22 protein-coding genes and 1 CRISPR repeat array are annotated in these 18,881 nt (G+C 31.3%); of the genes, 10 read left to right on the top strand and 12 right to left on the bottom strand.

What is annotated here, in order from left to right; genetic code table 11:
- The first annotated feature begins 62 nt into the window (after window positions 1–62).
- Window positions 63–602 carry a hypothetical protein gene (locus QEJ31_RS12995; protein WP_280590733.1) on the top strand — a complete coding sequence of 180 codons (540 nt, stop codon included), beginning with the start codon at window positions 63–65 and terminating at the stop codon, window positions 600–602.
- A 3-nt stretch (window positions 603–605) separates the two neighbouring features.
- Here the strand turns inward: QEJ31_RS12995 and QEJ31_RS12990 are convergent, their stop codons facing one another.
- Genes QEJ31_RS12990 through QEJ31_RS12980 form a run of 3 tightly spaced genes read right to left on the bottom strand, consistent with a single transcriptional unit; the run spans window position 606 to window position 3,456 of the window.
- A complete protein-coding gene (locus tag QEJ31_RS12990) occupies window positions 606–1,562 on the bottom strand; it encodes a flagellin (RefSeq protein ID WP_280590731.1) in 957 nt (318 codons plus the stop codon).
- Window positions 1,563–3,188 (bottom strand): methyl-accepting chemotaxis protein, encoded by a 1,626-nt coding sequence (locus QEJ31_RS12985; RefSeq protein WP_280590729.1) that lies wholly within the window; start codon window positions 3,186–3,188, stop codon window positions 1,563–1,565.
- 19 nt (window positions 3,189–3,207) lie between these two features.
- Window positions 3,208–3,456, bottom strand: coding sequence for a hypothetical protein (locus QEJ31_RS12980; RefSeq protein WP_280590727.1), 249 nt, complete (start codon window positions 3,454–3,456; stop codon window positions 3,208–3,210).
- Window positions 3,457–3,633: 177 nt separating this feature from the next.
- Window positions 3,634–3,930: a CRISPR direct-repeat array (repeat unit 33 nt; unit sequence TGCACTCTCTTCACTAATTCCTTCTTCTGCCGG).
- Window positions 3,931–3,949: 19 nt separating this feature from the next.
- Here QEJ31_RS12980 and QEJ31_RS12975 point away from each other — a divergent pair.
- The 5 genes from QEJ31_RS12975 to QEJ31_RS12955 all read left to right on the top strand — a co-directional run bounded on the left by QEJ31_RS12975 (window position 3,950) and on the right by QEJ31_RS12955 (window position 7,275).
- The gene (locus QEJ31_RS12975) at window positions 3,950–4,090 is read left to right on the top strand and encodes a hypothetical protein (RefSeq protein WP_280590726.1); all 141 of its coding nucleotides are present in this window, start codon (window positions 3,950–3,952) and stop codon (window positions 4,088–4,090) included.
- Window positions 4,091–4,093: 3 nt separating this feature from the next.
- Window positions 4,094–4,273, top strand: coding sequence for a hypothetical protein (locus QEJ31_RS12970; RefSeq protein WP_280590724.1), 180 nt, complete (start codon window positions 4,094–4,096; stop codon window positions 4,271–4,273).
- Between the two features lie 647 nt (window positions 4,274–4,920).
- Window positions 4,921–5,517, top strand: a complete 597-nt coding sequence (locus tag QEJ31_RS12965) for a TetR/AcrR family transcriptional regulator (protein WP_280590723.1) — start codon at window positions 4,921–4,923, stop codon at window positions 5,515–5,517.
- Between the two features lie 15 nt (window positions 5,518–5,532).
- Window positions 5,533–6,936, top strand: coding sequence for a POTRA domain-containing protein (locus QEJ31_RS12960; RefSeq protein WP_280590721.1), 1,404 nt, complete (start codon window positions 5,533–5,535; stop codon window positions 6,934–6,936).
- Between the two features lie 135 nt (window positions 6,937–7,071).
- Complete coding sequence (locus QEJ31_RS12955; RefSeq protein WP_280590719.1) at window positions 7,072–7,275, top strand: hypothetical protein; 204 nt, start codon at window positions 7,072–7,074, stop codon at window positions 7,273–7,275.
- Between the two features lie 216 nt (window positions 7,276–7,491).
- Here QEJ31_RS12955 and QEJ31_RS12950 read toward each other — a convergent pair whose 3' ends face one another.
- From QEJ31_RS12950 to QEJ31_RS12940, 3 genes are all read right to left on the bottom strand, one after another.
- Window positions 7,492–8,058, bottom strand: coding sequence for a recombinase family protein (locus QEJ31_RS12950; protein WP_280590718.1), 567 nt, complete (start codon window positions 8,056–8,058; stop codon window positions 7,492–7,494).
- Between the two features lie 217 nt (window positions 8,059–8,275).
- Window positions 8,276–8,881 carry a hypothetical protein gene (locus QEJ31_RS12945; RefSeq protein WP_280590717.1) on the bottom strand — a complete coding sequence of 202 codons (606 nt, stop codon included), beginning with the start codon at window positions 8,879–8,881 and terminating at the stop codon, window positions 8,276–8,278.
- 9 nt (window positions 8,882–8,890) lie between these two features.
- Window positions 8,891–9,913 carry a hypothetical protein gene (locus tag QEJ31_RS12940; protein WP_280590715.1) on the bottom strand — a complete coding sequence of 341 codons (1,023 nt, stop codon included), beginning with the start codon at window positions 9,911–9,913 and terminating at the stop codon, window positions 8,891–8,893.
- Window positions 9,914–10,387: 474 nt separating this feature from the next.
- Here QEJ31_RS12940 and QEJ31_RS12935 point away from each other — a divergent pair, with 474 nt between their 5' ends.
- Window positions 10,388–10,780 carry an ASCH domain-containing protein gene (locus tag QEJ31_RS12935; RefSeq protein WP_280590714.1) on the top strand — a complete coding sequence of 131 codons (393 nt, stop codon included), beginning with the start codon at window positions 10,388–10,390 and terminating at the stop codon, window positions 10,778–10,780.
- Here the strand turns inward: QEJ31_RS12935 and QEJ31_RS12930 are convergent, their stop codons facing one another.
- The 3 genes from QEJ31_RS12930 to QEJ31_RS12920 are packed head-to-tail and all read right to left on the bottom strand — an operon-like array spanning window position 10,781 to window position 14,627.
- Window positions 10,781–11,989, bottom strand: a complete 1,209-nt coding sequence (locus QEJ31_RS12930) for a TniQ family protein (RefSeq protein WP_280590712.1) — start codon at window positions 11,987–11,989, stop codon at window positions 10,781–10,783.
- Window positions 11,989–12,912, bottom strand: coding sequence for a TniB family NTP-binding protein (locus QEJ31_RS12925; RefSeq protein ID WP_280590710.1), 924 nt, complete (start codon window positions 12,910–12,912; stop codon window positions 11,989–11,991). The genes QEJ31_RS12930 and QEJ31_RS12925 overlap by 1 nt, the downstream gene beginning before the upstream one ends.
- On the bottom strand, window positions 12,909–14,627 hold the full coding sequence (locus QEJ31_RS12920) for a Mu transposase C-terminal domain-containing protein (RefSeq protein ID WP_280590708.1): 1,719 nt from the start codon (window positions 14,625–14,627) through the stop codon (window positions 12,909–12,911). Before QEJ31_RS12920 ends, QEJ31_RS12925 begins: the two co-directional genes overlap by 4 nt.
- Window positions 14,628–14,862: 235 nt before the next feature.
- Between QEJ31_RS12920 and QEJ31_RS12915 the strand changes: the two genes are divergently transcribed.
- Together QEJ31_RS12915 and QEJ31_RS12910 are read left to right on the top strand one after the other, a co-directional pair.
- A complete protein-coding gene (locus QEJ31_RS12915; protein ID WP_280590706.1) occupies window positions 14,863–15,231 on the top strand; it encodes a hypothetical protein in 369 nt (122 codons plus the stop codon).
- A gap of 6 nt (window positions 15,232–15,237) precedes the next feature.
- Window positions 15,238–15,540 (top strand): hypothetical protein, encoded by a 303-nt coding sequence (locus QEJ31_RS12910; RefSeq protein ID WP_280590705.1) that lies wholly within the window; start codon window positions 15,238–15,240, stop codon window positions 15,538–15,540.
- Window positions 15,541–15,552: 12 nt separating this feature from the next.
- Here QEJ31_RS12910 and QEJ31_RS12905 read toward each other — a convergent pair whose 3' ends face one another.
- The 3 genes from QEJ31_RS12905 to thyX form a co-directional block, all read right to left on the bottom strand.
- Window positions 15,553–16,344 carry a transporter substrate-binding domain-containing protein gene (locus QEJ31_RS12905; protein ID WP_280590703.1) on the bottom strand — a complete coding sequence of 264 codons (792 nt, stop codon included), beginning with the start codon at window positions 16,342–16,344 and terminating at the stop codon, window positions 15,553–15,555.
- A 26-nt stretch (window positions 16,345–16,370) separates the two neighbouring features.
- A complete protein-coding gene (locus tag QEJ31_RS12900) occupies window positions 16,371–17,393 on the bottom strand; it encodes a flagellin (protein ID WP_280590701.1) in 1,023 nt (340 codons plus the stop codon).
- Window positions 17,394–17,550: 157 nt separating this feature from the next.
- A complete protein-coding gene (thyX, locus tag QEJ31_RS12895) occupies window positions 17,551–18,273 on the bottom strand; it encodes an FAD-dependent thymidylate synthase (protein ID WP_280590700.1) in 723 nt (240 codons plus the stop codon).
- 162 nt (window positions 18,274–18,435) lie between these two features.
- On the opposite strand from thyX, the gene QEJ31_RS12890 reads away from it, so the two are divergent.
- Window positions 18,436–18,879 (top strand): hypothetical protein, encoded by a 444-nt coding sequence (locus QEJ31_RS12890; RefSeq protein ID WP_280590699.1) that lies wholly within the window; start codon window positions 18,436–18,438, stop codon window positions 18,877–18,879.
- The last annotated feature ends 2 nt before the right edge of the window (window positions 18,880–18,881 follow it).

Genomic DNA, 18,881 nt, shown 5'->3' with positions numbered 1-18,881 from the left:
ACAATATTATATATTATTTGCCATCATCAAAACTATTCATAATGCCACAAGGAAAATTTTTTATGAAGTCGAATTCAAATGCACAAAAAACAGCATCTGAAATTGCGCAAGAAATATTTAAAGTAACAAAAGTTGAATCTTCTTTTGATAAGGAAGGAAGGTTTTTACATCTTATAGCTAAATTAGGAAAGAAAGAGTTTATAAAACTATACTCTCCAGCAACAACAGTAACAATTTTTATTCAAGGATTTTGGCTACAATTAATGTTAAACGGAAAAAATATGTGCGTATTAAATAGAGGAGATAATGTATTCTTCAATTTAGAAATAATAGAGAATGATTATCACATGAATAAATTAAAAATCTCATATCAAAACAAAACTTTAGGATTATTCACATCAAAAAAACTTCTGATTTCAAGCAAACCATGTACAACTGATGAATATTTTTTTATTGCTAAATCTGTAGTAAAAATTCTGCAAAAATTTAGAAATAGAAATTATGTAAATGAACTTAATAGTTATAAATATCCAGTTATTCAAATAATACCAAATCATTTGGAAGAGATTGAATTCGATCCAAATCTTGTTAATATTCAATAGAAATTATGATTTATTATCTACACTTTTAATTAATGTTAGGATATTTTGGGTAGAATGCTGGTTTTTTTGAGCTAATAAGCTTGTACTTGCCTGAACTAAAATATTAGCTTTGGCAAGATTCGTAATTTCTATTGCATAATCTACATCGCGAATTCTTGAATTTGCTGCGGCTGTATTTTCATATGCAACATTAATTGAACTTAGTGCGCTTGAAAGACGAGATGTGGCAGCACCAATATTCGCCCTTTGTTCCGAAACCTGTAAATGCGCTTGATTAAAACTTTCCCCTAATTCTTTGACATTGCTTGCACCAAAATTATCCAAAACATCATCAATAGACACTCCATCTTCAGCATTAACTAGATTTTCTGCTGATTTAATTCCCAAATCTTCAGGATGAACTTTGATTTTATCTAAATCGTTTATTTCTATCAGCCCAACATCTTTACCATCGGAATTTGCTGGTGCTGAAACTCTAATTTTAATAGATTTGGTACTAAATCCATTTCCACGCCCTATTCCTTGAAATTCAGATGCATCATTTGCATCTGTGCTAAATAATTCTTTTCCAGCATGGGCAATTGTTGAAGAAGTTGAAACAAGTGAATCATAATTAGCTTGATATTCTACAAATAAAAAACCTCTTTCTTTATCAGATAATGCAGGATTTATTGATTGCGCTACTAATTCTTTTAATCTTATAACGGTATTTGAAATTGCACTTAAAGAAGAATCAACACTTTCTGTAAAAGATAAACCTTCGTTTGCATTTTGCTTATAAACGTTTAATTCACGCATTTTTGCCATTAGCATATCTGAACGCGCTCGTTCAGCTGGCATAGGTTCGCTACGAGTAAATCGAACACCTGATGACAATTTTTCAAGACTATTGTCATAATCTTTTTGTGCTTTTGTAAGATTTGATTCTACAATGCTCGTACCAGTAATTCTCAAACCCATTTAACTTGCTTCCTTAACACCACTTGAATTGTTTGTTTCATCTTGTTTATTTACTGTATAATCAACTAAAGTAAATTTTCCATCTTCTTTTAAAATTAAAACTTCACCAGGTGAACCTACGTTTAAAGATACACCTTGGTTCAACATATTTTTTAAATATTCACTTGCTAATATTACTTTATCAACACAACCAGATATATCTTTACATACCTGTTGCATAGTTTCTAAAGAAGAACGCTCTGTATCCAAATGTTTAAAAGAAATTTCTACTTGATGAAGTCCACTTGAACATTGATTTGCTGCAACTTCTGAATCAGATTTAGCTTCTCCTAAAGTAACTGAAACATGATGAACCCAATCATGAACTTGCCTTACAACGCTTTGCGCTTGCTCAAGATTACTAACGATGTCTAATAATTTTTTTATTTCTACTTGTATTGCTGCTAAACTACTGGTTCCAGCAGCGACAATACTTGTTAAACTTGTTTCTACTTGAGTTACTAAATCCCGGGCAAATGTAGCTGTTTCTGTAATTTTTCTGATAGTCCTAAACATTTCTCTAGTTCTCGACTTGTTACCTTCACTCAAATTTTTTGCTGTTCCTAATTGATCATCTAATCCAATAGCTTGTCTTGATAGTTGGCCAATTTTTTCTCTCAATTCTTTTAATAAAGCATCGGCTGTATCCGCTTTTTTTACTCCCGCCTCTATAACAGCATGTCCTTCTCGAATAGCTGCCATTGCGCCTGACGTTTCTTCTTGTATTGCTTCTATTCGATCATAGATATCTCTAGTTGCAGTACTAGAACGTTCAGCTAATTTTCGAATATCATCAGCAACAACAGCAAATCCTTTCCCTTGATCACCAGCACGTGCAGCCTCAATACTTGCATTTAATGCTAGTAAATTTGTCTGCTCAGAAATATCATCAATAACTTCAATAATATTTCCAATGTCAGCAACCCGATTGGCTAAAATAGAAATTTTTTCTTGAACCGCATTCATTCGATCTCTTCCGCCAATCATGGCAGAGGTTACTCCTTGAATTGCTTCACGCGTCGTTTGCGAATGCTGAAATACTTCATTTTGCAAAACTTGTGTTTTATTCATGAGCTCATCCCAGCTTTTTATAACCTCAGTAAGCTGTTCTGTTTGGTCTTGAAAAGTATTAAAGTCATGCAAAAGATCTGAACCTAAACGTCCCCAAGCTCTACTTCTATCAGCTGTTTTTCTGGTTTCTGCTAATGTGTGTCTACTTAGTAAAATACTTTCCCGAATGTAATCTGAAGTAACATTTAAAGTAACAATACTTTCTCCAATAGCCTGTCTTGTACTATCTAAATTAAATGACGCTCTTTGTATTTCTCGATCTTTAGTTTTTCTAAATTCAAGTAAATTACCTAAATTATCCGTAACACTTGCAATACTGTCCGATATTTTTCTAAATTGCCCCTGGAGAGCAAGAAGCAATTGACGTTCGCCTTCAATATCAGTGCTTTGCGAAAAAGCAATCAATTCATTTAAACGTCGAATTGCAATAATCAACTGTCTTTGCGCATTCAACATAGATGCCATACAATCAACTGCCGACAATCCTGTATCCGAAGACATTTGTTCATTTTCCACTTCACACCTCAAATAATAATTATTCTAACTTCATTTTTAAAATTTGTTTTAAAATTGGATCAAGTGCATAGTAAATTTTATTATCGCTTTGATTTAAAATGGATTTAGAATCACCAACTGATGAGAAATTTTGACCTTTAATTTCATATGTATTGTTTCCATCAAATGAAACTGAAATATTATGATTTTGTAAAATTGAATTCATGTAATTTATAGCTTGAGACTGATTACTAAGCATAGTTAACTTAACTGAAGCTATGCTTGCCAAAGCAGATAACTCGGATATTTGCTTATCATCAAGCTCATCTGAGTTTTCTTCTGTAATTATTGGCTCATTTGATGATATGGAATTTTCCTGATCTGAATCTGTAAGTTCAATATCTTCACTAATTTCTTCTTCCCTAGGAGCTTCGCTAGCTGTTTCGTTAACCTCAGCACTTTCTAATGCACTCTCTTCGCTTATTCCTTCTTCTGCCGTTACATTATTAGCTGTTTCGTTAACCTCAGCACTTTCTAATGCACTCTCTTCACTAATTCCTTCTTCTGCCGGTACATTATTAGCTGTTTCGTTAACTTCAGCACTTTCTAATGCACTCTCTTCACTAATTCCTTCTTCTGCCGGAGCTTCGCTTGGGGCTGCACTAACTGCTGCACTCTCTTCACTAATTCCTTCTTCTGCCGGAGCTTCGCTTGGGGCTGCACTAACTGCTGCACTCTCTTCACTAATTCCTTCTTCTGCCGGAGCTTCGCTTGGAGAAGCGTTGGAAGGTTGCACAGGTTCAGATGTCGTACTTCCTGTTTCTGCCTTTACTTCCTTTTTAGACTCCTCAACATCTAAAACTCCTTTTGCAATTTCTCCACTACTTCCATCAATAAAACCCACAGTCGGACTTGGTGTATAAATAGTGTTATTCATCTCTGGAAATGCAATTTCTGGTGATGGTTCTTCATCATCATGCCCTGGGGCACTAGTTTTATTTTTCTTTGAACCTTTATTTACAAATTCATTAACATTATCTGCCTCTAATTTTGCAAGATTGTTAATTTGTTTATCACCATCAATGGCAAGAGCACTAGTTTCATAAGAAGCCTCATATCTTAATCCACCTATCACTCCTCTTGAGCGTTCAATCACGGTTGTTAACTTTAAATTTGGAATACTAATTCGATATATTTTATGCAGACCTTCTGCCAATTGAAAGACTGTAGCAGCAATAGGAATGATTCGTTTATTTAAAAAAAAACGTAACTGTTGAACTGTCCCCCTATCAGAAGGGTCTTCCATTGCAACATATATCGCAGAGTTTTCTTCACCCAAACCAAAACAACTATAGTGAACGGCAATATCAATAGGAATATATGATTGATATGATTCATTTAACAACGTAATTGCCTGATCCCCTAAAGCATTAACTCTAAAATATCTTTGTAAATATTCTTGTATTTGCTCGGGTGAAGCTATATTTAATGAACGCAATATACGAACTGGATTTTCACCTAGTTCTTTGCATGTTTTTCTTAAGGCTATGAGTTCTCCAGAAGACAGGTACCCATCTTGCTGCATAACCTGAAGCAAATCGTACATATGTCTTTCCCTAGACCTTAAGTTTCCTTTGAATTGAAATGATTCTCTTGACTCATTCTACTATGATCTTAAGCTATTTTAGATTCTGGGGGAGTATCAGTTCCTTCCCAGATACGAAATTGACGATTCAATACAGGAATAATAATTATGAGCCGCTCCGATCTTGCTTCAGAAAGAAAAACTCAAATCATCAATGCCACCATTGAATGTATCACTCGTTATGGCTACAGTAACTTTTCTATGCAAGATGTTGCAAGAGTTGCCGATGTTTCGAAAGGAATTATTCATTATTATTTTTTAAATAAAGAAGATTTAATGATGACGGTTCTCGACCATGTCAGTTCGGATATAGAAAATCTTCTTCACTCGGGCGACCTAAATTCAGATCCTATTACTCGGCTCTCTAATGTTATTTGGATGTGTTCGAGTATAGTCCAAAATAAACGTGAGTATTATAGAATAAATATGGACTTTTGGACTCAAATTGATCAAAAAGAAAAAGTAAGACAAGAAGTGGCGAGTCATTACGCAAAATTTAGAAATTCAATTGCTATCATCATTCAACACGGAATCACTCAAGGTGTTTTTAGAAAAGGCGAAGCCCTACAATTTGCTAGTATGATAATTGCAATGATCGATGGAATTGCATTACAATGGCTATTTGACGAAGGTGTCTTTAACTATGATGAAATAGTAAAAAACAGTGAAGAAGCCATTCTCAGTTTTTTAGTTATTAAAAAATAATCTAGGATAAGTATTTTGTTAATTTTTAAAAAGAAAGTAATTTCATTTTATTTATTTATTACTATTTGTGAACTTCTACTTTCTTGTACATTCTATTCTATTAATTCATGTTTCGCTCAAGAATCAAACGAATTAGATATTAAAAATTATACTATAATTACACCCAAAGTAGCTGAAGGTATGATTATAGCTGACTTAGATTTTCAAGGTAATTTCAGAACTAGTGATGATGTCATTGAAAATAATTTAGAACTTGAAGAAAACGAAGCTTTTACCTCAGAAAAATTAAGAGTTTCTATGCAGAATTTAAAAAATCTGCAAGTATTTTCAAAAATAGATGTCACCTTATATTTAGATGATAAAAATAGGCTTATCGTTCGCTTTGAAATAGAAGAAAAATGGACCCTATTACCTTATTTTTTAGCCGGTTCTGGGGGTGGTACTTCATATTTAGTTCTTGGACTTTACGAAACCAATTTTATAGGTAGATTATATACCTTTAATTTTACATATGGTTGTAAAAATAATAACTGCTCTACTTTTGTTTACTTTAGAAATCCAAGTGTTTTAGGTAGTGCTTTTAATATTGTGAGTTATTTAACTAAAGAACATAATGTTTTTCATGTTTATAATCATGATCGAGATATTTTAGGAACATTTTCAAATCAAAGAGACATGATAAATTTATTTACAGATTTAAAAATTACACCTTCTTTTTTTATTGGTCTTGGCTTTTTATATCTTAATAATTACATTTCTGAAGAAGGAATAGCAGCATCTGATTCAGAAAACAATAAAAATCGAAAATATAATGTACCAGCTTCTACCTCATCTCTAGCACTTGAAACAAGATTAACTCTTGGAAAAATAAATTATGATGGATTAAAATCTGATGGCTTAAGTTATGTTACTATAATTGATTCTACTCTCCAAGGATACCCCAGTAAGGAAGATAATTATACCTCAGTAAATAGCACTCTATTATATTATAAATCTAATTTTGATTTTGGAATTATTCCTCTACCTAAATATACTGTTTTTGCTATGCGTAGCAATATAAGCGCCACTTCAAGTGATGTTACTTCTCAGCAATTTTTTGTTGGGGGACTAGATAAATTAAGAGGTTTTTATGATGGAGAGTTTTCAGGAAAATACTCGTGGTTTAGTAATTTTGAACTTAGAGTACCAAGTTTAGTTACTGAATACATAGCTTTACAACATGCATTTTTCTCCGATGTAGGTTATGCGGCTGATACTTTTCCAGGTATTTTTAATAAATTTACTGGTGTAAGTGTGGGAACTGGGATTAGGATCTTACCCCTAAAAATTAATCGGGTGGCTTTACGCTTTGATTATGCTTATACTTTAAATCCGTTTAATACCTTTGGATTTAATTTTGGATTATTACAATTTTTTTAAATCACAATATAAAAAGAATTCAAAAAAATACTTGTTTCCGATTATTCACAAAAAAATATTGACATAACCAATTGTAATTAAAATCTTTTAAGTTAAACTTATTCAAAATAGTTAAAATTTTATTTGGAGGGGTAAATGAGAATTTCAAATTTGTGCAAAATATCTATTGTTACATTTTTTACAGCCTTATCTTTATCTTCTGTTGCAAAAGAAGAGAACCCGAATTTAATTTTTGAAGATTCTGGAAATAGTAACGAAATAGATTACAAAGATGGTATTTACTATATGACTTATTCATTTTATGAAAAAATGGCAAGTAATTCTGTAGTTATTAATTAAAACATTTATCTATTCTCTTTTTAATAGTATTCAATAATTTTTCTTGATCTAGAAAACTAAGCTCACAGAAAAACACTTTTCATAACAATTTTAATTTTTTAGAAAAGATTCAATAAAATATTTTTGTCATTTTCCATAGTGGATGTCCAAATTTCCAAAGAGGATGTCATTTTTAAAATATCTGAATAAGATCAACGCCCTTTAGTTTAAATGATTTTATGAAGCTTCAGAGTGAGTATGGGCTGGCAGCCATCGATACAGAGTAGGAATAGAAACACCCAAACTCATTGCCACATCTTTTGGAGGGGTTCCACTGCTTAGTAATTTTTTTGCAGATTCAAGTTTATTTGCAGTCATTCTTCTTTTTCTGCCACCAATTCTACCACGTTCCTTAGCAGCTTTTAAACCAGCTTTAGTGCGCTCTATAATGAGTTCTCGTTCCATTTGAGCAAGTGCAGCCATTGTATGAAAGAAGAAACGCCCAGAAGGAGTCGAAGTATCAATATTATCAGTGAGACTTTTAAATTCGATTTTTTTAGCTTCAAGATCTTTTACAAAATCGATTAGATCTTTGATGTTTCTTCCAAGACGATCTAATTTCCAAACGATAAAAGTGTCGCCTTCTCTTAATTGTTCAAGAGATTTTTCTAATCCAGGTCGTGCAGAGCGACTTCCGCTTGCTTTATCCACAAAGATTTTGTTGCAACCTGATTTTTGCAATGCTTTTTCTTGTAAATCTAGATTTTGCTCTAGTGTTGAAACCCTTGCATAACCAATAAGCATTTTATAGCTTCTCCTTCTCAAAACTCATCTGAAGTTATCAGAACAAGAATTTAGAATCAAGAATGGTTATTGAGAAAGAAGTTTTCCAATGGTAATGCGATCTGAATTTTCACATAGAAATATTCTCAAAAACGGTCATTTGTGAGAATAAATGATAACTCTATAGCTAAAAAAATACGGCTCTTTAATTTAATAAATATATAAATCAAATTTTTAACTACTCCTTAACAGAATTTGAATCTAATTCTAAAAGAAAATCGTGAATTTTTCGATCAAATAAATATATATATCTTATTTTTATTGTACGTTTCTCTTTTCTATAATGATTTTTAATATTTAAATTATTAAATCGATTAAATTCTCGCGCTGTAATTCTTTTTCTCCCATGATAATAAGCTTGAGCGCCTCCTTTACAAGAAAGGCCGATATCAATCCAATTTGCGGCACGAAATACAGTTCCTTTGTAACCTCTTTCCATATCGCAATAAGTAATAATGCACTCTATTTTTGGTCTTTCTTTTTTAAATATTTTTAGACATTTAGAAAGAGCGTAAGAACCCGTGTTTTTAGGTGCTAAATGTGATAATGCAAATTTTGATAATTGAAAAATTGTTTTTTTCTTAAATATCCCTCTAAATAATTTATATATAGTTGGTGAACTGGGTGGTGCAAAAGCTATTGCACCAATGATTATACCATTATAAAATATTCCATAGTTCCATGTAACTGCAGGTAGCCCTGGCTGATAGTGATAGAGTTTAATAAAATCTAGACATTCTTTTCTACTAATAATTTTAATTTCGCACTCATTAGAATTAAACATAAAAATATGTCACTTATCTCTTGTAAGAATTTTTAATACTATAACGGTTATTATGGCCTTAATAAATTCGCAATAAAAACTACAAATATTTTTTGTACTTGAAATACATGCATAAGAGAGCAATGTTATAGAAATCAAAATCCAAATTCCTATATTTATTTGAAGTGGTATTTTTATTTTTAAACGCTGAGTAAATGTACTTTCAGATTCTGATAGAAATTCAAAACTTGCTTCACGTGGTAACCAACTTCGGTTGATTGGAATACGAGTAATATAAATATCTTGCCTTGCTCCAAGATTAATACTATGGGTTTTTTTGTTACTACTTGAAATAGTTTCATCAATTTTCATCTTATGTGAAAATATACCTATATTTGGAGAATAAAATTCAATCTTAATATTGATTTCATTAATTAAATTGCAAAGTGAGAATGGTAGCTGATATTTAGGTGTGAAACTATCTACATTTTTTTTTCTCGTTTTATACTTTAGAATAATTTTTTTATTATTCTTATCTAGTAAATAAATTGTGGAAAATATAATATCTTTACTTTTTAAAAGTTCTGAATGACGAAGGGAATAATCTACAATTTCTTTAAAATTTATTGGTAATTCTCTTTTTAAAATAAGCTCTGTGGAAATATTTTCTCTTCGAATATGATACATATCACCAGCTGTAATATTGAGTTTTCCCTGAAATTCTTTAAGTGTACCTGAATGATTTGTACAACTTTCATTTGCAACTATAGAATTTTTAAGTTCCAATATGTAATGATAAGAGTCTTCATCTTCAAAAAAATGCTTAATTTTTGCAATCCGTGTAGGAAACCAATTTTTATCTTCTATCTTTCCTTTATAAGAAAATAAGTAAACAGTATCATCTATATTTGGATTAGAAATATCTGGATCTTTATATTTTTTGCGATAATCAAATCTAATAACAAAACCTTCAGGAGCACCTAGACAAGTCAAAGTATCTTCTACATATCGATGGTGTAATTCTCCAGTTAATAAAATTGTTTCTAAAGGCATTTTTTATATCCTTCTAATTTTAAGACTTCTTGTTATCGGCAAAGTTAAAAAATTTTAAATATATCAAATGCTTTACTACGAATTTGCTGATATGATTATTAAAATACTAGTACATAAATTTAATTTGAATAATTTCTTTATTATCGGGGATTTAAAGAATCCTTAAGAAAAAGCTTAAATGTATTGAGACTCGGATTGTTATTTATGTCAATACTATCAGCAATATAATAGCTTATTTTCTATTCAATGATTAATTGGAATGTTAAAATACATTTATACTATTGATATATAATGATTAATTAGAATATTAAAATTAAATGATTATTTTTCAGTAACTTTCTGATACACTTCCAAAGGTTGATAAAATGGTATTTATAGAGTAAAAATACTATATATAATGCAATATTTTCAATATATTATAATTGAATAATTTAACAGTATTTTAAAATTTAACATGATTTAAGTGAGTTTACAGTGAATAAAGATAAATCTATTTTATTAAGCCTACATCCAGATTTTGCTTTAAAAATTCTCGAAGGAAAAAAAAGACTTGAATTTAGACGTCGTTTTCCTATTTTACCGACAGGAACAAAAGTTTATATTTATGCCACAAAACCAGTTGGAAAAATATTGGGAGAATGTCAAATTTTAAGTATTAAAAAAATTGAAGCTCAATTTGCAGATTTTTATATTCAGAAATCAGGTGATAATAGAGAAGAAGTATTAAATTATATAAGAGGACTTCAAGAATTTATAGTTTTAGAAATTAGAAATCCTATAAAACTTAACGAACCAGCCTTTATACAAGATCTATTTTCTGAGATAAAACGAGCTCCTATGTCATTTTGCTATGTTCCAAATAAATAATTAATCCATTTTACAAAAATTTGTATTCTCTCCATCTCTTGCAAAAATATTATTTTCTTTTAAATTACTTAAATATTCAGCTCCTATAATATTTCTTTTTTCAACTGATTTATCATGTTTATTTATTTTATTTTGGATCAGTGAAACAAATAATTTAGCGGCTGGTAAAAAACTTTCTCCTTTTCTATTATTGTAAGTCATTTCAATTTTAGAGTTTTCTTCTTTTAAAAAGAGATCATAATATATTTCATTTTGTCCAAAATATTTAGCAATAAAATTTGGCAAAAATATTTGATTTATATTTCTACTAATTGGGATAAATGAAATTATCTGTCTTGGAAAATCTTGTAATAAATATGCTGCGCATTTAGTAACATTAGCTCTTTCTTTTATTTCTAGAAGCTCAAATATTTTGTTTCTTGGTTTTTTAAGTCCTGCATACCGCCAAATTTCATTAATTCGTTCTTGATCTTTAAAATCTCTGCTTTCTATCGTAAGTTCATGAAAAAGGCTTCTTAAAAACCTGACCCAAATACTAACATTTATTTTTTCATTGCCAAGTTTTGCAAAACCTGTTTCAATTGCATTAAGTGTGATTTCATCGAGCCAAGTATTCAAATATTTTGTACTTATAATATTTTCTTTCCAAGACAACTGATCCCAAGAATTATTTTTTGTCTCTACAAGCAAACATTCATGTCTTAGGCAAGATGATACTAATACGGTTCTCCAAACAAGTAGATTAGGTAAATCTAAGTCTTTATTTTCTATACATATAGGGCAAAAACGATTTATCCTAGTTGATTTCCATGGAACATTAGGCATCCACGGTAGCAAAGATTTTTTACAATTTGAATTTGTATTAAAATAAGGGGAATTACTATTTAATATACAGAATGAAGTAGTTAATCTTGTAAACTCAAAATCATATACTGGTTTTATTGAATCAATAACCCAAGGAGAAATTCCTGCAACAGTCATTTCATTTAAATATTTTAATGACAATCCTGTATTTATTGAAATTTTGTTCAATAATTCTGCACTTGGGGAAACATCAATATCCCACCAAGAACTTGGTTTTTGAAGCAAAAATCCAATTTCAAATAAAGTATCAACATTGATCCTATAATAATCAGCAATTCTCATAATCCATGAGCTTAATGATTCCAATTTATAAGGATGAGGCCATACTGGAAATCTCTTTTTCATTATTGTAATTCACGTTCAAATTTATTACGTCTTTCTGTTGGAGAATCATAGTCAGCTTGCATTAACAATTTTAAATCGATGTATTCTTGACCGCTTTCAATAGCTAAAATAGCTGTTTTAGAAAGCAAAGAAATAATTTCGCCAATAGTAGCTTCTGTTTTCCTTAAAATATATTGACGTATGTCTTTTTCTAGTAAAAATGAAGCCATTTTCAATGGAAATGTTGAAATAATACTTGCAAGCAAACTTGAAAATTCTCTATCATCTTCCCATAATGGTAAAATGTGTGGTTCAAAACGGTTTTCAAGTTGATCATCTGTGCGTATGGCAAGATAAGCTTCTCTAATACCAAGGCAGACAATAGGAATTTGAAGTTCATTCCCAATAAATCTAATAAGGTTAAGAAATTCTCTTTGAACATTTATTCTACCAGCAAGTATATTGTGTAGTTCATCAATAATGATCATACGGGTAGATAATTGTTTTAATAATTTTAAAGCAACATGTTCTAAGTCAGCAACTTTGCATTTCATAGTAACAGGTGCTCCCAAATTGTAGAGAAGCATGGAATAAAATCTGGCTATGGTCGGATCGCTTGGCATTTGTAGTGCTACGATCGGTATTGTTTCTTTTGGAGTATTTTCGCAAGAAATAACTTTATGCATGCGTTTAAATTTTTCGATAATCATTGATTTTCCATTATTTGTAGGGCCAACAATAAGGAGATTAGGCATTCTTTGGCGTTTAGGGTGATCAATGAGTTTCTGAAGCTTAGAAATTGCTTCTTGTGCTTTTGAATAACCTATCCATCTATCTGCACGAATATAAGCAATGCGTTCTTCATTAGGTAACAAAGCAGTTTTTCTCATTTGAGGGATAAGATGCTCAAGTGAGCAAGCATTATTAAAGTTCACTTCTATCATGACCAATCCTCAATATCTTCAAATGGTTTAATGGAATGTATGTCGAATTCTTCCTGTTCTTTTTTATTCGAATTATAATAACTATTGTTACTTTTTATATCTAGCGTATTTTTTTTAGCATTTTCATTTTTTACTCTTTTTTTTCTTTCAGATTGAGTTTCTTTTTTAGCATTTTTTATAATTTCTTTCATTTCCAAAAGAGTCCTGAAGATTAAAGCCTCGTCAAAATGACGTAAGCCTCTTTCTTTTAGCCTTCGCAAAGATTCTCGATGTTCCCATAATGTAATGACAGGACGAGCAATATTTCTATATGGTATTTCTAAATACTGGAATTCTTTTGGATGAAGGACAAAAATCCTGCTTAAATTACGAGGGTCTCTGCGAATCATAAATTTTTCGTTTATTTTACCTGATGAAATCCAAGGTATTAATGCATTAGAAAAATAAAAAATATGATCGATCACAAATCCATGTCGTTGAAGAGTTCTTCTTTCTATGGGTAAAAAATCGATTAAAAAAGCCTTTTGGTTTTTCACTAAATTTATTTCTTTTTTCCTCGTTTCTATTCCACGATGGAATAACGAAAGCGGTGTTTCCATAAGCGAGGAATGAATTTCCAGATGATATTTCCCAACAATTGCATGGGTGAGCCATTTTTCTAGTTCAGGCATTGTTAGAACGGCCATTTTAGTGGAGTCGTAATTTCCACGTTCGGATATATTTGAAAAGGTGGTACCAGGAATTTCATGTATTTCTTTCATGAAAGTACCAATAACACGCTCAATAACTCCATTTAGATGTGGATAACCAATTTTCCTCCAATGGATAGAAATACCATGCTGTTCGCACCCTTTGCGCAATGCTTCGCTTTTAAATTCGCTTCCTTGATCCACTACGATTTTTTCTGGTTTGCCTTTTAATGGCCAGCTGTGTTGAATATTATATTTTTTAAGGACATCTGTTTTATCAAATACTGAATTTGTTAAACACAGGCCGACAGATACTGCTGATGGGTCTTCAAAACTTAAGTAAAAACCAGCAATGCATCTACTAAAGACATCGATTGCTAATGTAAGGCATGGTCTTCCAATAGGGAGGCGTTGTTGCTCGTCTACTACAATAACATCTACTTTTGTGTGGTCTATCATGAACATCTCAAGCGGATATTGAGCAGTAACGGCTGGACCATGATTTGCTGTAAAAGGATGAGCAGATAATTTGCCAGATCTTTTTTCAAAAACTTTTTCCAAAGAAAGTTGCGAGATTCGCCTACGAACAGTATTTTGCCCAGGAGGCGTAATATTTGCTTCTATGCATCTCCTTCGGATTTCTTGTACGATTTTAGATATTTTTCTTTTTTGTTTATCTAGGTAAAGCTCTCTAACCACTTTATGGATAATTGATTCAACATTTTCATTTATCCTTGGCTTACCTAGTCCACCGCTCGGAGGCTGAGGCGCAAGTGCACTTAAAAGATTTCCTGACGCTTTATAGCGTTTAATCAATCTTGATAATGTGCGTTTAGAGATGCCAAGCTCATTTGCGGCTGCTTGTCTTTTTTTTTCTGAAATTTTTGGTATCTTTAAAAGGGATTGGATGATTCTTGCTCTGCAGCGAGCTTCTTCCCAAGCTGGTTCTGACAATCTTACTGGCCCAATTGCCAAAGAAGATGTCCCAGAGTTTTCGTTTTCTTCGGTAACGTCCTGTTTTTCCATTATTATAATCCTGTGACAGGGAGTATGGAAATTTTAACATATTATGACAGGATCTATGGAAAAAACTTTTGACATCCTCTATGGATAACTACCTAATTTCATTCCTGCCTAAATGACACTCACTCTGGAAAATGACAATTTTCTCATTTATTGATTTTAAAAAAAAATTAAAGTAAAGACTACTAACATTTTATACAATATGTATCTAAATGTCATAGATTTATAGGAGTTTATCTTGTTGAGTTATAGATTACCAAAATTTAAAAATTTCATCAGCATTTTTTTTTCAATTTTTATTTTAGCTAGTTGCCAAATCTTCCCTAAAAAAATAACAGGCGATGCTTTTAATATTACTAAAAATGTAACAACCAAAGACGAAATCATTAAAAACTTTGGTGAACCTGAGCAAATTCATTATATCATGGGAAAAGAAACATTTACTTATGTTCATGCCGGTTTTAAACATTACTTTTTTGTAATAAAATCATCTGAAATAAAAATTCTTTTAATAACTTTTGCAGATGATAAAACAGTCTTAGACAATACATATTATACAACTGTTCCAGCAGAAAAAGAAAAAATTCTTAAAACTTATGAAAGATAATTGTTCATGAAAATCACCATATTAATATCATTAGTATTCTTATTAAACCTCCAAGGGTGTATTTCTGTAGGAAAAAAATTTGACCAAACAAAAACAACAGAAATAAAAACAAATATAACTACACAAAAAGATATTATCAAAATATTTGGCGAACCTGATTCGGTTGGTTTTAGTAATAATATATTAATATTTGAATATTTATCTATCACTGGGTCCTCATTAAGTTTGTCAGGAAAAAGATTATATGTTGTGTTTAATGAAAACAACACTGTAAAAGAATATTCTTTTTATAAAATGAAAGATAATTAAAAAATCTTTGAGTCAATCTTTTTTCTTTGTTACCGAAAAATATTTTGTTAATATTTGCTGGTATTTTTCAGTTTTTCTAAATTTTTCTAGTTTATTTTTTAGTTTATTTAATTGTCCTTTTGGAAAATCTTTATTAGCTGCAATAAACCATTTCATAGTCCCTATGGATATCCCTTTTTGAATATTATTAAAATCTACTTTAGCATTTAACAGTTTGAATGTTCCTAATAGTTTTGTTATTATTATAGAATCAATTCTATTATTTTTTAATTTAGTAATAAGCAATTCACCATTATAAGAAATTTCAAGCTTATCTTTTAATCCATAATTCTCAACAATATCAGCAAATGGTGCTCCTGATATCATTCCTAAAGAAGTTAATTTATTAATCTCAGCAAAAGTTTTTATTTCTCTTTGCGGACTAATTGTAAAAAAATGCACAGAATCTTCATAAAGTTCACCAAATAAATTAAAAATTTTTTTATTCTCTTTATTTCCACCAATTGGTATGAGTAAAGAATTTTTATTTTTTTTACACTCTTCAAATGCTCTTAACCATGGCAACCAAACTATTTCATATTCATCATTTAACAAATTTAGAGAATTAACAAAAATATCTCCACCAATACCAGTTATTTTATTTTGTTTATCTTGCATTATTAAAGGAGGATTTTCTGCAGCAAATATTTTTATTTTTGCATGCACATTTTGAGAAAATAAAAAGAAAATTATTAACGAAATTTTTTTTGCAAAATTTATAATCTCAACCATAAAATAAAGCGGATTTGTCACTTTAAACCGCAACAAATCCACTCCTTTCAAGAAAAAACTTATCCAAGTAAACGCATTGCTGCGCCAGGGCTTTGGTTTGCTTGCGCAAGTACAGCCACACCACCTTGTTTAAGAATGTTAGATTGAGCCAGTTTAGCAGTTTCTTCCGCAAAATCTGTATCACGAATACGGCTATTCGCTGCAGCGTAGTTTTCAGATTGCACTGACAAGTTTGAAATCGTTGAGTATAAACGGTTTTGTAACGCACCCATATCTGCACGGAATTCAGATACTTTTGAAATAGCATCATCAATTTTATTTATTGATGCTTGAGCACGCATTTTTGAACCATTCATATTATCAGCGTCTTCCATGAAAACACCGGTAGAATTATAAGATTCATCACTTGCTCTACCAAGTCCTAACCCTAAAGTACTGGTATTAATCTTATCAAAATTCAAGCGAATAATGTTCACTGGGTTACGAGCGAACTCTTCATTGAAGACATCGCCTTGGCCATCAAGTTTTCTTTCATTAATACCATCTGTAGCAGCAGCCCAGTTTTTCCCAACTTGAACTTCTAGTGGTGGAACGTTTGATTTTTTAGTCATTTCTTCTGGAAGATTTAATTGATCTTTATCTTCAACATTATCAATATTACTACCAGTTAAAAGTAATGTTCCGTTATATTCAGTAGAATTTGTAATACGATCAACTTCATCTTTCAACGCATTAAATTCTTTATGAATAAATCCACGTTCTTTATTCCCGATGGTATCTGAAGCACCTTGTACGGCAAGCTCACGTAAACGAGAAAGAATGTTACCTATTTCGTTCATCCCACCTTCTGCTGTTTGTAACAAAGAAATACCGTCACTCGCATTTCTTTTCGCCATATTTAAACCACGAATATCTGCTTTTAATTTTTCACTGATGGCAAGGCCAGCAGCGTCATCTGAAGCTTTGTTAATGCGATATCCAGAGCTCACCTTTTCAATGGATTCGTCATTTTGTTTAGTGGTAATACTCAAGGCTCTTTGAGCATTAAGGGATTGGATGTTGGTTTGTATGCGCAAACCCATAGTTGGTCTCCTCCATGAAACTCACCGCAAACCAAAACCACTTTGGTACAGGGTGTGGCCATCCTTGGCCATACTAAGAAAAAATGTATCGTAGGCATTTTGCCATGCGTACATTTTGCATATCGGAAAAGTTTTTTTGGACTGTAGGTAAATTTTTCTACTTTGAAGAATCTAGTAGTGCGGCAATAGAGTGTGGACAGATAGGGTCAATCAATTTTTTGATAGCACGCGCAAGGTTTCTTATTTCTAACTGTGCTCCTTCATGATCCCTTAGTTTGATAAAGTGCACAGTGGCTTCTAAGGAAGCGGTCCAGACTAAGGAGTTTTTAAAACTGATGGGCATCACCATTCTGGCTTGCTCTTTACAAACCCCTAATTCCAATAATTGCTTGTAAGCAGAGTAGCCACTTTCAATAGCTGACATATATATTTTTTGTGCTTCTGCATTTTTCTCTACAGCATCACCTTCATTCGATGCCTGTTTGTTATTTGTGTGCTGCTTGCGAAATAACTCTGGCATATGAAATTCAGGTTCAAACTCGACATATCTGCCTGATACTTCATTCCAAGTTGTGGCAGCTTCTTTAAATTCACCGCTAGTATAAGAACAACCAACCTGATGCTTATAAAGTTGACGGCAAACAACTTCGGATACTCCTTCTAAAGTAAACGAAAAAACAACGTGCCGAAAAGGACTCATATGTTTATGAGCTGCTAAATATTTTATTAACTTGATATCTTTTTCATCTAATTCAGTTTTTCTCTTGCCAAAACTTACTCTAGCAGCGTTCACAACAGATAGATCATTACCCATGTAATCTGCTAGTGTTACTTTACCGTCATCGACAGTAATAGTTTCACAAAACTTACTCTGATTCATTATTTATCCTCCAACTTGCCAAGATAGATGTATCTTGCTTTAGAAGAAAAAAATGCAGTAGTTCAGCCAAAAAAGCAACAGCAGAAATATTTGATTAATTATATAGCAATTAATAAACTTTGGAGAGAAAGCTTTTTATGTTTTGATAAATAGGTATTAATAGTGGAAAAAAATTTATCTTCAGAAATTGAACATTACCAAAAACTAAATGCAGAATTGAGCAAAGGCTTTGAACTTTCTGAATTAAAAAATGAATTTATTAATTTTTGGGAAAAATGGACTACAATTCATCTTGCTCAACTAAAAGAAATAATAATAATTAGTTATCCAAATACCCATAATTTTATCGAAATCAAACAACTCAATGATCAATTTATGCATAAACGTACTGGAATGATCTCTGCCTTTTTGCAAGGAATTAAAAAAAAACCCTCACTAAAAAATGAAGTGACTTTATTGAAACACATTTTAACCGAACACGATGAAAAATTTACAGCTATTCTAACTCAAATTTTAACTAGACTATTAACTGAACTCAATAAATTGAACGCGTATCGAAAAGCTACGAATGCATATTTATATTCTCAATATACTTTGGGAGGATAAAC

It is taken from the genome of Pigmentibacter sp. JX0631 (genome assembly GCF_029873255.1).
Taxonomy (GTDB): domain Bacteria; phylum Bdellovibrionota_B; class Oligoflexia; order Silvanigrellales; family Silvanigrellaceae; genus Silvanigrella.
This window is presented reverse-complemented; position numbering and strand designations above follow the sequence as displayed.